Below are 14207 nucleotides of genomic sequence, written 5' to 3'. Positions count from 1 at the left end.
GTTCTTGATACACCCCATTCTTTTGCCGCTTTTGTCACCGATATGTTCATTGTTCACCTAGTGTTCAAGTACGTTTTTAGAAACTGTACAGTACAACTGTCCAGAACGTTCAGTGAACAACTATGGCACTAACCCGTCTATCAGGCAAATTATAAATAAACTGCTGTGTAAATCAGACGGTTAGTTATATAGCACTCACTTTATTGAACAAATATAGGGTATTATTAATGCTTGAAAGCAGTGTTTTGGGTATTAAAGAAAGAAGGTTCTATGAAAAAATTTATTCTAAGTATGGCGTTATCTCTCTTTGCCTTATCTTCTCAGGCAGCAGTTACAGTCACTGATAATCCATTTTATAGTGATGTTGAGGTAGAGCATCCGTTGTTTGCTAAAGGTGCTGGCGGCTCTCAATGCAAAGGCTTACCGCGCACTTGTGGGCAGATGGTTAGCTGTGAACAAGCCAAACAAGCACTCAAATGTGGAAATACCAAGCTAGACCGTGATAAGGACGGCGTACCATGCGAATCAATATGTCCAGGTGGTTAATTGCAGTAGCGTCTATCGTTATGATTGGGTGCAGCTCAGGCAATACAGAAAATGATCTGTATGGTTCAGGCTATATCGTAGTGAGTGAGCAGACATGGAGTAAAGATTACACAACACCTTATCCGTTTACGGTGCCTGAGGGTGAGATTGCATGTGCCTCAAATCCTTCCTTTGGTCGTGAGGTGTTTTTTCATCCTAAGGGTTACACCGATGAATCTTACGTTGGTATACCGCTTAATAAAGCAGCGGTAGATGGCTTAAAGCTAAGTCGTTTGACGCCAAATGTACCTTATAGTGTCAAAGAAGGGGCTGACCTTAGTGAGGCCGTACAAATTGGATTGAAGGTCTGTGATGAGCAAGAGGATGAGCTTGCGAATTATTAAGTTCGGTACCCTAGTGAGGACTTGAACCTTCGGCTGTATGTCATATGCGCTGATAGATTAATCGGCTGAAAATAATAGCAGTGTACTTGTGAGTGGACATAAGGCTACCTATAGTTTTTTTGTTTCATAATATCTATAGCATCTTCGTAGAAATCTATATGAAGTATCTGGCTATCTTTTTTAGGCGCTAGATTTAACTGATTGGTGAGAGTTCTCTGCCCGAAATTATATTTTGGCCCTTCAGACGGCTGCTTGCCACAACGAATACATTGATAAGAAACACCTCTTTCCCCAATAGGGACTGCTAATGAACCACAGCTGCACCGGATAGAATACGTTTCTAATATCCTAACATTGATAAGGGTCGGGCTCAGAGTCTCAGGAATAGATTTTTTATATTTATGAGCAAATACTGATCGGATTTTTTTAATCATTACTCTTAACTCCTAGAGGTAGTTATCTATAAAACACTTTTAGTACTTTATAATTTTTACAAAATAATTAAGTAGTAATCCTATTCAGAGAATAACGAATATAAGCCCTGAAGATACTGGGCTTAATTAACTTTTAATTGTATCGGTAGTAATATAAAGATTAATTAAATTGTAACACTTTTGTACCTTTTGAGTAAGCAAAATAAACTGCTTTGAGCGATGCGGTCAATTCCGTAGAAACCGATTCCAAGGCAAGTTAGATATTTAGATAATAAAGGAGTGCTCGAAGTAGGATTTACTCCAGCAATGGTAAAAGGCATTACTGGAGTTGATAGTGCTAGAGAGTTCTTACTAAATACCTATTAAAACCGCCAAACTCACTACAGTACTCTGGAAAACCGAATCGCAAGCATAATAGTTAATATGAAAATTAGGCTCATATCCTTTTTAGCGTATACCCCAAGGGAACTACCTATTTTACCTTTCAAACCTATTAACAGACTACTTAAAGCAGACTGTTAGCATAGAACCATCTATAACAGACTTTTGAATTATAAGACTATCTGCTGTGCTTTTTTCCTATCATTAGCCTATAGTGTGATGTGCATTTCACTATTTTATCAATTTCTCAGCCTGTTTTTTTCCCAGCCTACTTTTTGAACCACCACCCGGATTCAGATACCTTTATGAATAAAACAACTTTTAAAATATCGAAAATGGACTGCCCTTCGGAAGAGAACCTAATCCGAATGAAGCTAGATGGCAATTCGGATATTGAATATCTTGAATTCGACATTCCTAATCGTCAATTAACCGTATTTCATCATGGTAATGTTGAAAATATACAGCATGCTATTCATGACCTAAATTTAGGCGACACCCTACTTTCAACCGAAACTATTGACCCCTCTAATTCAAATGATAATATCGAAGTCAAAACTAACGCTAATCATGAAAAAGACGCGGAGCAACGTAAGCTACTGTGGATAGTGCTGGTTATTAACTTTGCCTTCTTTATTATCGAAATGAGCACTGGGCTGATTTCTCGTTCAATGGGATTGGTTGCCGACAGCTTAGACATGTTAGCAGATAGCTTCGTGTACGGAATCAGCTTGTTTGCTGTTGGTGGAACGGTTGTAAAGAAAAAACGTATTGCTAGAATTGCTGGATATTTTCAAATCACGCTAGCGATTCTCGGCTTTTTAGAAGTAATAAGACGTTTCTTTGGCAATGAGCAGTTACCTGACTTTTCTACCATGATTGTTATATCGATTCTTGCTCTGATTGCAAACTCAATCTGCCTTTATATATTGCAAAAATCGAAGAGTAAAGAAGAGGCTCATATGAAAGCCAGTATGATTTTCACTTCAAACGATGTGATTATCAATTTAGGGGTGATTGTTGCAGGTGTTCTGGTGAATTGGTTAAACTCGAGTACCCCTGATTTAATTATTGGGAGCATCGTATTTGCTTTAGTTATTCAAGGCGCCTTTAGAATACTAAAGTTAAGTAAATAGCTGAGCCTAGTAGCTCAAGCAAATAGCCCAAGTAAGTAGCTTAATCAAACCGCTAAGTGTAAAGTAGCTAGGTTTGAAGGAAACAAACATCATAAGGATATGAGACCTCGAGCAGGTGGTGGTTCAAAAAGTAGGCTGGGAAAAAAACAGGCTGAGAAATTGATAAAATAGTGAAATGCACATCACACTATAGGCTAATGATAGGAAAAAAGCACAGCAGATAGTCTTATAATTCAAAAGTCTGTTATAGATGGTTCTATGCTAACAGTCTGCTTTAAGTAGTCTGTTAATAGGTTTGAAAGGTAAAATAGGTAGTTCCCTTGGGGTATACCCCTAAGAAACTAGAATTTGATTTTGTTTGCTCACATTATAATTATTCAGTCAATAAGATATAGGATGAACGGCATATTTAAGAGGTTAAACGGTTTTTTCTAAAATTTTTTAGTATAATTTTGTTTACCGGTTTTTTAGGTAAAAAAATCCTTACAGTTAATAATGTAATGAAATTAGCTTTATTTATCAATAGCTTAGTAAGGTATAGGCATATTATGATTTAGACCAATGTTTACTTAATATCCTCTAGAATGTACAATATTATGATCGAAAGTTACATGTATATCTTCTAGGGTAAGAATTATGAAAAAAACTTTATTAGCAGTTCCATTATTAGTATTAGCAACTTCTACTGCTTTTGCAGCTGACGGTACTATTACAATCAATGGTCAGGTAACAGACAAGACTTGTACGGTTAATAGCGCACAAGGTAAAGATTTCACAGTCACACTTCCTACGGTTTCTCAGCAAGTATTAGCAAACACGGGTGATGTTGCAGGTCGCACGCCATTTACTATTAATCTGACTGATTGTACAGCTAGTAGCAAAGTTGCGACTTATTTCGAGCCAGGTGCAACTGTTGATTTCACTACTGGTCGTTTAAACAACGCGACTGGAACAGCCGCTAATGTTCAGGTGCAATTGCTAGGTTCAAACAATGCTGTTATCCCAGTATTAGCTGCAGGTGCTGGTGGTGTTCAGACTAACTCACAGTTGGTAGATGTAAGCAGCACTGGTTCAGCAGACCTTAATTACTATGCGCAGTACTATGCTACTGGTGCTTCAACCCCTGGTAGCGTTGCAACCACTGTGAAATATACAATTATTTATCAGTAGTCTTTTACTAGATTGATAAGAGCTAGGAGAAGTATCGGGCCTAGCTCTTTTTTTTAATTTTAGGTAGAGAGAAATATATGTCTGTAAAACAGCTGTTTTATAAAATCTGTTTAATCACACTTCTAACACCTATCAGTTTAGTTCATGCAGAAATTATTATTCATGGAACACGTGCGGTTTATCCTTCTGATGCACGCGAGATCACACTGCAATTAAGTAACGATGGAAAAAGCCCTTCTTTGGTTCAAGTGTGGATTGATGAAGGTGACCCAAGTTCAACCCCTGATCAATCAAAAGCGCCTTTTATTCTCACACCCCCTATTTCACGTGTGGAGGGGCAGAAAAGTCAATTTATACGTATTACCAGTTTGCCTACCGTGAATACGTTGAGTAAGACAGAAGAAAGTTTGTTTTGGTTAAACGTATTAGACATACCACCAAAACCTTCAGCACAAGACAAAACAGCAGCTCCTGATAATTTCTTACAATTGGCTGTTCGCTCACGTATCAAGTTGTTTTATCGCCCTAGCGGTATAAAACAAGACGTTGTTCTAGCTCCTGAAAAAATTCAGTGGCGCAGTACAGGCTCTAATCTCCTAGCCAAAAACCCAACCCCTTTTCATATAACAATCACCTCTATTACCCAAGAGAACGCAGGCAAAACCATTGATATTTTGTCAGAAGGTTTGATGCTAAAGCCTTTTTCCGAACAGAGTGTTCTATTAAAAAGCTCTAATACACAAAATATGACGTTTACCACCATTAATGATTATGGCGGAAGAGTCACTCATAAGATTAAGTAAGTCTTGTTTTTATTATTCAAATTGAGTCATCTCAAAGAGAAATTATATTTTCACTAGAATGGCCATGCTATGAAACACCCCTTACATTCTTATAAGAATATCAAGCGCCACATTAGATATTTCTTGGTTTATGGGGTAGTTGCCTTTAGCATACCAACATTGGCGTCGGCTGATGATATTGAGAAAGAACCTACTAAAAAAACAGCTGAGTTTGACTCAGATTTCCTAATTGGCGATGCCAAAAATATTGATATTAAGCGCTTCACATATGGTAATGCGATCTTACCGGGATATTACAACGTAGATGTCTATATCAATGGTAACTGGTTCGGTAAGCACCAGATGGTGTTTAAAAATACAGAGGATGACAAAAGTACATACACCTGCTTTTCTTCCAAACAATTACTTGAATACGGTATAAAAGCAGAGCTTATTAAAGAAAGATTGGCAGTAAATAGTGAAAGTTGTCAGCAGCTGGGTGAATGGGTTCAGGATTCTTTTTATGAGTTCGATACCTCAAAGTTAAGATTTGATATCTCAATACCACAAATTGCTATGGAAAGAAATGCTCAAGGGTATGTTGATCCTAGTGTTTGGGATCGGGGTATTGACGCAGCATTTGTCTCGTACAATGCGAGCGCCTATAAAGCTCATAATAAAACAGAAAATAGCGAGGACAATGCCAATGCGTTTGTATCATTAAATACAGGTGCAAATTTTGCAGACTGGCAATTTCGTCACAATGGTCAGTGGAAGTGGGAGGATGAGACTGAGAGCAAAGACTCTCAATCAACTTATGATGCTATTAGTACTTATGCACAGCGTGCTTTTCCTGAATATAGAGGCGTACTAACGCTTGGTGATAGCTTTACCAATGGTGAGGTATTCAACTCATTTGGTTATCGTGGTGCAGAATTTTCTAGTGATGACCGCATGCTACCCAATAGTATGCTTGGCTATGCACCAAGAATTCGAGGTAATGCTCAAACCAATGCTAAAGTTGAGATTCGTCAGCAAGGTCAACTAATCTACCAAACTACCGTTGCTGCTGGAAGCTTTGAGATTAATGATCTATATCCTACCGGTTATGGTGGAGAGCTAGAAGTCTCTATTCTAGAAGCCAATGGTGATATTCAGAAATACGCAATTCCGTATGCATCAGTCGCACAAATGTTGCGTCCAGGTATGAGTCGTTATTCAGTCATGACGGGGCAATTTCGTGACACTGATATAGATATGGATCCGTTTATTGTTCAAGGGCAATATCAACGGGGTGTTAATAATCGTATAACGGTTTATGGGGGCTTTCAAGGATCAGAAGATTATACGGCGTTGACGTTAGGTAGTGCATTTGCCACACCAATAGGGGCAGTTGCTTTAGATATGACGCACTCTCAAGCAAATTTTGATCGTCGTGATAAAGAGGCAGGACAAAGTTACCGCCTCAGTTACAGTAAGCTCATTACACCAACAGATACTAACTTAACCTTGGCCGCATATCGTTATTCAACAGAAAATTATTATAATCTGCGTGATGCCTTACTGGCTCAAGAATTAGAAAAAAAGGGCATAAGCTCTAAATACTACGGTAAACAGCGTAGCGAGCTTCAAATAACGTTAAATCAGGGGTTGCCTAATGATTGGGGGAATCTCTATGCGACTGGGTCTTGGGTAGATTACTGGGATCGTGAAGAAACCACCAAACAATATCAGGTCGGTTATAGTAATAACTATCGGAATTTGAACTATGGGGTGTCAGCCATTAGAAGAATGGTAGAAAATAGTTCGACAAGTAGGAGTGAGAACGATACTGAATACCTGTTAACATTATCATTACCATTTTCTTTTAAACGTAATTCTATAAATGTAAATTCATCGCATACTCAAGATAATACCACCGTCGGCATGAGTGGCGTGATAGGCGATCGATTTAACTATGGCGCTTCAGTATCAACAGACTATAAAGACAGCTCAAGCTTCAATACCAACGCACAATACCGTACCAACGTTACTACCTTAGGTGGCTCATACAGTACTTCAGATCAGTACGAGCAAGTATCATTAACGGCAAGAGGCAATATTGTTGCTCACTCTGAGGGTGTACTTTTTGGACCAGACCAAGGCCAAACCATGGTTTTAGTATATGCTCCTGACGCTACAGGCGCTAAAGTCAATAATACCAACGGTTTAACCATTAATAAATCAGGCTATGCCGTGATCCCCTATGTCACCCCTTATCGTTTAAATGAAATTGTTTTAAATCCTGAGAATATGTCATTAGATGTAGAGCTGGATGGCAGTAGTCAACGCATTGCGCCTTATGCCGGATCAATCTCAAAAGTTAATTTTGTGACCAAGTCAGGAAAAGCACTTTATATTAGAAGTTTAGATGCCAAAGGGGAGACATTACCTTTTGCATCTGAAGTATTCGACTCAAAAGGTGAGTATGTGGGTATGGTTGCTCAAGGCAGCTTAGTGTATCTACGCACCAACACTCTGGCTGATACAGTGACAGTAAAGTGGGGAGAGACACAAGATGCGCAATGCAAGATACAATATGATGTCACCGCTCAGTCATCGAAGAATGAGAAAAATATGCTGATGTTAGAAGGTTTATGCCAATGAGCTCTAGACTATTAAATAGTTTTCTCTTGCTAATGAGCTGTGTTTTAAGTTCAGAGGTATATGCAAGGTGTACGGCCGACTGGGGCTTTACACCTGTTGATATCAGTATGAATGTAGGTAGAGTGGTTGTTAGACCAAGCGATCCCGTTGGAACGGTCTTGCGACGCGCTTCTTTTCCTATTACTCCTAATAACTCCACTATTTCTTGCAGTTTCTACTCTGGAGGGACAATAGAAGCTGTTCTTTCGCAAAACCCTTCGTTAAGCTCTGCAGGCGGTGATTCCGTATATAACACTAATATCAAGGGTATCGGAATTCGTTTGTATAGAGACGCTGGAAATGGCTCAAATTTTTCTGGCTATTACCCTTACAATAAAGCTCTATCTCGTAATACAACCTATAGATTAGGCGAAGGTTTTTTCGTTGTTGAGATTATTAAAACAGCTGCTTCCACAGGATCGGGCGCTTTGACTGCAGGTAGGTACAGTAGTTATCATTCGCGTGACGATGTAAATAATCCTTTTTTGACAAGTACAGTGTATGGTAATACCATTACGATTGCCTCATCGTCATGCGAGTTTTTAGGGGATGTTAATAAAACTGTACAATTACCTACCGTCAATAAATCTGGATTTAAAGGGGTAGGCTCTACGCAAGGCACTCAAGCTTTTGATCTAAACTTTTTATGTAATGGTGGTGAAAATCCAACAGCCTATGTACAGAGCAATAAAATTAGTTTGAATTTTGACTATACATTAGCACCTAATACAACGAATGTGTTGGCTAACAATGCGCCTGCATCAACCCGAGCGAAAGGTGTCGGCGTTCAACTTAAAACCAACTATAAAAATGTAAGTAAAGTCATTGCAAAGAACGAGAAGCTTGAATTAGGAACCGTTCAATCGAATCAAAACATTCAATACAATGTTCCATTAGGTGCAAGTTATTACCAGACGGATGCCGTTATTACTCCAGGTAAAGTTAGCTCAGTGGCGACGGTAGTTATTCAATACGACTAATAAAATGCCATCTGCACACTTGTTTCTTCAAGCTTTTTTCTATCTAGTTTATGCTAGCTAATGACATTCCATTTAATGTATTAAGCGAAATAAAAATATACCGAAGTGTGTGGTGATTATTACCAGAAAAATTTTACAAGAACCATGTAGAAACCAGACTTTGTTTGATTATAATACCAGCTTCTATTAAAGAAGCTAATGAAAGAGAATACATCACTAACAGCTTACGAACTAGGTTTAATAAAAAACTCCTTAAGGGAACGCCTAATATCATTAGAAGACTACAGAACAGAGTACTTAAACACTGATAGTGACGACGCTAATGAGAAAGCTGAGATGAGTATTAATATAGACTCTTTCAAAATGGAGCTGAACGAATTAAAAGATAAGATTGATGTTTTGACTGAAACACAAATCACTAAAGCGAATCCTCAATAAAAAAAAGAGAGCCTTTCCTAAAAACTGTGTAACTGCTTATAATCCAATAACAAGAGAATAAGCAATGACAAAGCAAACTGACATCAAGAAACTGGCCGAGCAAATGGTTAGTAGCATGAAAAGCTTCGATGACATTAACGACTTTCAAAAGCAGCTCATGCAATCCTTTATTGATACTGCCTTAGAGGCTGAGATGGAAGAGCATCTCAGCTACCCTAAGCATGACAGCGAGGCTTTCCTAAATTTTGTGTAAGTAGTAATGCAAGCTAAATGTCAGTTACACAGAACCTAGGATAGTCTCTTTTAACTAAGCCTATTGCCCATGATAGTTTGGATTACTTCTACCAGTAGCATAACTATTGTCATCTAGTAGCGAATCCTGCTCCCCATAATTAGCCATAGAGTCAGATTGCGGTTGGTGACTACTGATAGGCTGATTGCCTTCAAGTCCTATATTCTGATCAATAGCCTCTTGATTATTTTCTTTTGCGTTGGCTGCAAATGAATCTTCTTCCTCACCCAAGCCCATATCGCCACCCAAACTTTCAATCATACTTTTAAACAATTCTTTATCCGATTTTCTCGTTAAAAAATCTGGAAAGTGAATCGCAAAATACTCTCGAATCATTTGCTCACTCTCACCATCAGTTGCCAATACCTGACCCAAAAATGCCCCCATTAAAATCTTCTGCTTATTTAGTCGCTTGTCTAACTTTACTTGCTGAACCTTAGCTTGGCGTTTTAATTCTTCTAACCGTTGACGTTCTTTTAATTCATTAGAGTCTTGGCTATCAAAAATAGACATAGGCGCCTTATTATTAGATACTGACATCAGATTTATCCTTATCAATTAAATTTTACTCAGCATAGCAAGCACCTCACTATCATTCAATCACTTGTGGTAAGCTTTAACACAACAGCATCAGACACCCCAGATGTATCATTTTAACATTTTATGGTGGCGTCCCCCTGACTAAGGGCGAAGTAACGACTCAAAATTCAATCTATCCACTTCGTTACTATCTTAATTTTGAATCCTTCTTCGTTGGGGAAACCCCAAACCCCGCACACCACAAAAAGCGGTGGTGTGCAAAAAGCAAAAATAGCAGGTGGCTCTTTATGACGATGGTACACATTGCAACAAAGGCAATTTCTCGAAAAGCAGGACAGTCGGCTGTGGCGTCGGCAGCCTATCGTGCTGGGGATGTGCTGGATGATGCCAAATATGGCAAGACCCATGACTATAGTAAAAAGTCTGGGGTGATGAGCAGCGATATCGTTTTACCATTTTCATTAAAAGCGCTAGGTGTGAGTGTGGATCGGGAGACGCTTTGGAATACCGCTGAAGCAGCAGAGACCCGTTCGGACAGTCGGGTGGCGCGTGAGTGGCTGATTAATTTGCCTCATGAGTTGTCTGAGGAAGAGCGCCATGCACTGGCTATCAACTTTGCCCAAAAACTTTGCGACGATATGGATGTGATTGCGGATGTGTGTATCCATCGTCCGGTGATGAAGTTGCCATTCGATCCTGATGTACCACCAAGTTCTAAGTATTTGCGTGAGGGTGAGGAAAACCCTGATCCCCGTAATTTTCACGCGCATATTTTAGTCACTACTCGAGCGCCTACCATTGGACCAAATAAAACCTTGGCATTTGATCCAAAGCTTAAGACCCCGTTTGAGTGGTCCAATAAAAAACGTAAGGCACATGATCTGCCGTCATCGATGCAGGAGATTAAGCGTATTCGTGAAATGTGGGTAGATACCGCCAATAAGGTATTGGCCGAATATCATCTACCGCTGATGGATGCGCGCAGTTACAAGGATCAGGGGCTTGATCAGCAGCCCACCATTAAAATGGGCGTTGAGGCGACGGCAATGGAGCGTCGAGGCATCACAACCGAAAAAGGCAACACCAACCGCGCCATCAAAGCACGCAACAAATTGGTGGCTGACAACCATATCAAACAGGAGGCAGACAATGAGCGACGAATTAGCGCACTTAGAAAAGGACTTGCTTGGGCAACTGAGAAAAATGCAAGACTACCTGGCAGCATTGGAGGCACAAAACAACGAGCTGACTTTGCAAAACACCTCTCTGGAAGCTCAGAATACTACATTACATACTGCACAAAACAAAATAATAGAACGGCAATTCGAGTTGACGACACAAAACGATGTATTGAAGACGCAAAATCAGGCGTTGCTTGGGCAGCTAAACGATGCGAAAACCTACCAAAGCGATGTGATGACACAAAACAAAGAATTAATGGCACAAAACAAGCAATTGAGGGAATCACTGAAGCTATCGGAAAGTCAAATATTGAAATTAACAAAGCAACTGAGCGAAGTGCAAGACCAGCCCCCAACCCCTTCGATGACGACGCACGACGAGCAAGAGCTGCTCGACTTGATCGACAAGAAGGACGCATTGATCGAGACACTCGAGCAAACCGTTTTAAAGATGAGAGAATCTTTGAGTATGTTGAACGTATGAAGCTGCACCTAGCCATGCGCTTAATACAACGTCATCGTGATGATATGGCTATCAGATGGGCTCAAGGAGAAACTGCACAGGACGCCCCTGATAAATTTGATCAGCGGCAAGTGGCACTACTTAGCGAGTTTGCAAAGCACCATGGTATTGAGGACCACGATAAAGCCGTGGAGTTTACCGCACACTTACGCCAAGTGGCCAAACGTTTTGATCACACGCTGGTTGAAAACAACAAAGCCATTATCAAGCTGTTGCGTGATCCTAACGCTGAACGTGAGCAGTATCTAGCGCTTACCAAGCATTTTACAGACTTCAGAGACAACATCGATCAAAAACGAGCGGCATTTAATACCAGTATCATCGACAAGTTGGGCGGTAGCGCAGGAGAGGTTGGCAGAATGACTCGGGACATCATCTCATCGTCTAGCTACATAGAAGGGTTAACGGATTATATCAATCAGGATAACTGCCCAGCTGAGGCTAGAAAAGCTGCTAGAGAACATCTAGCAGATACCTTGGATAAAACCTGTCAGCAATTCAAACTTGCGTTGCGCGATGTTAACTCCTTACCAACAACCCAGCGTAAAACCTACTCAGAGGCCCTTAAAGCCACTTTAGAGACGTTTACTGAGCAATATGGCAAAGAGCTGTCTGAAAGCCAACACAGAGCACTACAGGACGGTTTAGAGTCCTATCAGTATCAAGTGAGTAGAACTAATACACCTAGCCGAGGATTTAGTCCTTAATCTCATCCTTAAAAAAACGATTACTGAGGGATAAGTTGCTTAGGCAAGATACGTGGTTTAAGTGATGTTTTTTCACTTATCCACAAAAAATTTATCTCCCGTTTCTTTAAGGGTTTTTATTTGATCCTGTTTACTCCTGTTTACTCCTGTTTAAGAGCCTTTTTTCACCTTTAAAATCAATAGCTTACAAAGAGAAAAAACACAAAATGAGTAGAATAAACACAAAATGAGTAGAATAAACACAAAATGAGTAGAATAAACACAAAATGAGTAGAATAAACACAACAAAAAAATACTGATACTATTTGTAGTTTTATATGCTAAAGTGAATCTTGGTTATTATTGGAAATAACAGTAGATTAAGCAAGGATTCGAAAAAAATATGGAAAACAATCTAGTCGTACAATCCAATGAGCTTGTTCTAGCAGCTTATACCATGACTACTAAAGAAAAGCAGTTATTACTGACTTGTATTAGTCGTATTGACAGTAGACCTGATGCGCCAAATATTACTAAGCAAACCAAGTTTACGGTGACAGTTGAGGAAGTAGCAAAAATATTCTATACCGATAGCACCAAGAAGAATGCTTTTAGAGATTTAGAGCAAGCTAGTAATCGGCTTTTTGATAGGGAGGTACTGATAGCACTGGAGGATAATAAAACGCTTCGTACTCGCTTTGTTAGCGGTGTTCTTTACGACCCCAATGGAGAACAGATAACAATAACATTTGCAGAGGATGTACTGCCTTATTTGACACAGCTAAAAGCTAACTTCACAAAATATAGGCTGATGGAGGTGTCTGAGCTCTCAAGTATTCACTCTATGCGCTTATATGAATTAATTGTTTGTTGGGTAGGTCAGTACCAATATACTAAATCTATGGATTTAGACGATTTTCGCTATGTTATGGGCATTAAAGGTAAGTATAAGCAATTTGGACAGCTTAGAGAGCGTGTGATTGAGACTGCTATAGATGAGGTAAATGAGAGTACAAACTATAAAATTACTGTTGAGTACCATAAAAAAAGTAGAGGCAAAGGTTACGAGGGCCTAACGCTCAAATTCCATCGGAAAACATTAGACAAGCTAACCAGTGCAGACGGCACCCTGTCACAAGCTACCATACAGTCTATCGTTGATAACGTGCAGTTTATGAATGACTATAACAACCATCCAAGCCTAAGTTATGACGGCAAAATGCAGACTGACGCATTTAAGCGCGAAATGATTAATATCATACAACGAGAGCCTGAAAGCTTTAGCAAGCCCAATAAGGCTTTAGAGAGCTATCTTCCAAAGATTAAACACTAATGTTTTTTCAAAAATTCTTATAGTCAAAAGAACCACCGTTTTTTCTTCTTAGCCGTCACGACGATTGAATCATCTTTTTTTTCTTGCTCTGGTTCAAGTGGCGGCTCATCGCTCATTTCAGCTTGCTTAAACTCTAGCAGTCTTACTTGTGCGAAATCCTGGATACTGGCGTTGGCTTTATCCAGTGTTTTGTTCAATTGTCCTATCTGCTGCTGATAATTTTCAATTAACTTTTTTTGATCGCTTACTTGTTGGCTGAGATGTTCATTCTTGAGCTTTTCAAGCGCTAATTGGTGTTCAATGTCCGTATTGTACTGAACACTTTGACTGTTCAGAGGTGTACTTTGAACAGTGTCCACTGAACGTTCAGTACGTTTTTTAGAAATTGGCTCACCAAACACGCGCAACATTTCTGAAACGTCTATTTTCTTATCTGCTGTTCTAGAAAGCTCACCATCATTGACCTTCTGATAGATCGTGGTTCTTGATACACCCCATTCTTTTGCCGCTTTTGTCACCGATATGTTCATTGTTCACCTAGTGTTCAAGTACGTTTTTAGAAACTGTACAGTACAACTGTCCAGAACGTTCAGTGAACAACTATGGCACTAACCCGTCTATCAGGCAAATTATAAATAAACTGCTGTGTAAATCAGACGGTTAGTTATATAGCACTCACTTTATTGAACAAATATAGGGTATTATTAATGCTTGAAA

Annotated in this window: 14 protein-coding genes; 11 read left to right on the top strand and 3 right to left on the bottom strand. The window is 39.5% G+C overall.

Annotated features, from left to right (window positions below):
- Nucleotides 1–270: 270 nt before the first annotated feature.
- Together A7325_RS10900 and A7325_RS10895 are read left to right on the top strand one after the other, a co-directional pair.
- Nucleotides 271–546 carry an excalibur calcium-binding domain-containing protein gene (locus A7325_RS10900; protein WP_068408089.1) on the top strand — a complete coding sequence of 92 codons (276 nt, stop codon included), beginning with the start codon at nucleotides 271–273 and terminating at the stop codon, nucleotides 544–546.
- Nucleotides 519–929, top strand: coding sequence for a hypothetical protein (locus tag A7325_RS10895; RefSeq protein WP_227515000.1), 411 nt, complete (start codon nucleotides 519–521; stop codon nucleotides 927–929). Before A7325_RS10900 ends, A7325_RS10895 begins: the two co-directional genes overlap by 28 nt.
- A gap of 104 nt (nucleotides 930–1033) precedes the next feature.
- Here the strand turns inward: A7325_RS10895 and A7325_RS10890 are convergent, their stop codons facing one another.
- Complete coding sequence (locus tag A7325_RS10890) at nucleotides 1034–1363, bottom strand: hypothetical protein (RefSeq protein WP_068408086.1); 330 nt, start codon at nucleotides 1361–1363, stop codon at nucleotides 1034–1036.
- A gap of 686 nt (nucleotides 1364–2049) precedes the next feature.
- Here A7325_RS10890 and A7325_RS10885 point away from each other — a divergent pair.
- From A7325_RS10885 to A7325_RS10855, 7 genes are all read left to right on the top strand, one after another.
- A complete protein-coding gene (locus A7325_RS10885; RefSeq protein WP_011959978.1) occupies nucleotides 2050–2880 on the top strand; it encodes a cation transporter in 831 nt (276 codons plus the stop codon).
- A 636-nt stretch (nucleotides 2881–3516) separates the two neighbouring features.
- Nucleotides 3517–4050 carry a fimbrial protein gene (locus tag A7325_RS10880; RefSeq protein ID WP_068408085.1) on the top strand — a complete coding sequence of 178 codons (534 nt, stop codon included), beginning with the start codon at nucleotides 3517–3519 and terminating at the stop codon, nucleotides 4048–4050.
- A 77-nt stretch (nucleotides 4051–4127) separates the two neighbouring features.
- Nucleotides 4128–4853, top strand: a complete 726-nt coding sequence (locus A7325_RS10875) for a molecular chaperone (RefSeq protein ID WP_068408084.1) — start codon at nucleotides 4128–4130, stop codon at nucleotides 4851–4853.
- 69 nt (nucleotides 4854–4922) lie between these two features.
- Complete coding sequence (locus tag A7325_RS10870; protein ID WP_068408083.1) at nucleotides 4923–7478, top strand: fimbria/pilus outer membrane usher protein; 2556 nt, start codon at nucleotides 4923–4925, stop codon at nucleotides 7476–7478.
- On the top strand, nucleotides 7475–8497 hold the full coding sequence (locus A7325_RS10865; protein WP_068408082.1) for a fimbrial protein: 1023 nt from the start codon (nucleotides 7475–7477) through the stop codon (nucleotides 8495–8497). Before A7325_RS10870 ends, A7325_RS10865 begins: the two co-directional genes overlap by 4 nt.
- A 198-nt stretch (nucleotides 8498–8695) precedes the next feature.
- Entirely contained in the window at nucleotides 8696–8935 is a 240-nt protein-coding gene (locus tag A7325_RS10860; protein WP_068408081.1) for a hypothetical protein, read from the top strand.
- 64 nt (nucleotides 8936–8999) lie between these two features.
- Entirely contained in the window at nucleotides 9000–9188 is a 189-nt protein-coding gene (locus A7325_RS10855) for a transposase (protein WP_068408080.1), read from the top strand.
- A gap of 60 nt (nucleotides 9189–9248) precedes the next feature.
- On the opposite strand, the gene A7325_RS10850 is transcribed toward A7325_RS10855, so the two are convergent.
- Complete coding sequence (locus tag A7325_RS10850) at nucleotides 9249–9767, bottom strand: hypothetical protein (RefSeq protein WP_068408079.1); 519 nt, start codon at nucleotides 9765–9767, stop codon at nucleotides 9249–9251.
- A gap of 287 nt (nucleotides 9768–10054) precedes the next feature.
- On the opposite strand from A7325_RS10850, the gene A7325_RS10845 reads away from it, so the two are divergent.
- Both A7325_RS10845 and A7325_RS10840 read left to right on the top strand, forming a co-directional pair.
- The gene (locus A7325_RS10845; protein WP_068408078.1) at nucleotides 10055–12178 is read left to right on the top strand and encodes a MobA/MobL family protein; all 2124 of its coding nucleotides are present in this window, start codon (nucleotides 10055–10057) and stop codon (nucleotides 12176–12178) included.
- Nucleotides 12179–12560: 382 nt separating this feature from the next.
- A complete protein-coding gene (locus tag A7325_RS10840) occupies nucleotides 12561–13490 on the top strand; it encodes a replication initiation protein (RefSeq protein ID WP_068408077.1) in 930 nt (309 codons plus the stop codon).
- 23 nt (nucleotides 13491–13513) lie between these two features.
- Here A7325_RS10840 and A7325_RS10835 read toward each other — a convergent pair whose 3' ends face one another.
- Nucleotides 13514–14020, bottom strand: coding sequence for a plasmid replication DNA-binding protein (locus A7325_RS10835; protein WP_068408076.1), 507 nt, complete (start codon nucleotides 14018–14020; stop codon nucleotides 13514–13516).
- Nucleotides 14021–14207 lie beyond the last annotated feature (187 nt).

It is taken from the genome of Psychrobacter sp. SHUES1, assembly GCF_001652315.1.
In the GTDB taxonomy this organism is placed as follows: Bacteria; Pseudomonadota; Gammaproteobacteria; order Pseudomonadales; family Moraxellaceae; genus Psychrobacter; species Psychrobacter faecalis.
The sequence above is the reverse complement of the archived record's forward strand: the minus strand, read 5'-3'. Positions and strand labels throughout refer to the sequence as shown.

Bases quoted from the DNA above. Each gene is read 5' to 3' on its own strand.
- A7325_RS10855 (WP_068408080.1), top strand. From the start codon at position 9,000: ATGACAAAGCAAACTGACATCAAGAAACTGGCCGAGCAAATGGTTAGT.
- A7325_RS10850 (WP_068408079.1), bottom strand. From the start codon at position 9,767: ATGTCAGTATCTAATAATAAGGCGCCTATGTCTATTTTTGATAGCCAA.
- A7325_RS10890 (WP_068408086.1), bottom strand. From the start codon at position 1,363: ATGATTAAAAAAATCCGATCAGTATTTGCTCATAAATATAAAAAATCT.
- A7325_RS10840 (WP_068408077.1), top strand. From the start codon at position 12,561: ATGGAAAACAATCTAGTCGTACAATCCAATGAGCTTGTTCTAGCAGCT.
- A7325_RS10895 (WP_227515000.1), top strand. From the start codon at position 519: ATGCGAATCAATATGTCCAGGTGGTTAATTGCAGTAGCGTCTATCGTT.
- A7325_RS10880 (WP_068408085.1), top strand. From the start codon at position 3,517: ATGAAAAAAACTTTATTAGCAGTTCCATTATTAGTATTAGCAACTTCT.
- A7325_RS10900 (WP_068408089.1), top strand. From the start codon at position 271: ATGAAAAAATTTATTCTAAGTATGGCGTTATCTCTCTTTGCCTTATCT.
- A7325_RS10860 (WP_068408081.1), top strand. From the start codon at position 8,696: ATGAAAGAGAATACATCACTAACAGCTTACGAACTAGGTTTAATAAAA.
- A7325_RS10835 (WP_068408076.1), bottom strand. From the start codon at position 14,020: ATGAACATATCGGTGACAAAAGCGGCAAAAGAATGGGGTGTATCAAGA.
- A7325_RS10875 (WP_068408084.1), top strand. From the start codon at position 4,128: ATGTCTGTAAAACAGCTGTTTTATAAAATCTGTTTAATCACACTTCTA.
- A7325_RS10885 (WP_011959978.1), top strand. From the start codon at position 2,050: ATGAATAAAACAACTTTTAAAATATCGAAAATGGACTGCCCTTCGGAA.
- A7325_RS10865 (WP_068408082.1), top strand. From the start codon at position 7,475: ATGAGCTCTAGACTATTAAATAGTTTTCTCTTGCTAATGAGCTGTGTT.
- A7325_RS10845 (WP_068408078.1), top strand. From the start codon at position 10,055: ATGACGATGGTACACATTGCAACAAAGGCAATTTCTCGAAAAGCAGGA.
- A7325_RS10870 (WP_068408083.1), top strand. From the start codon at position 4,923: ATGAAACACCCCTTACATTCTTATAAGAATATCAAGCGCCACATTAGA.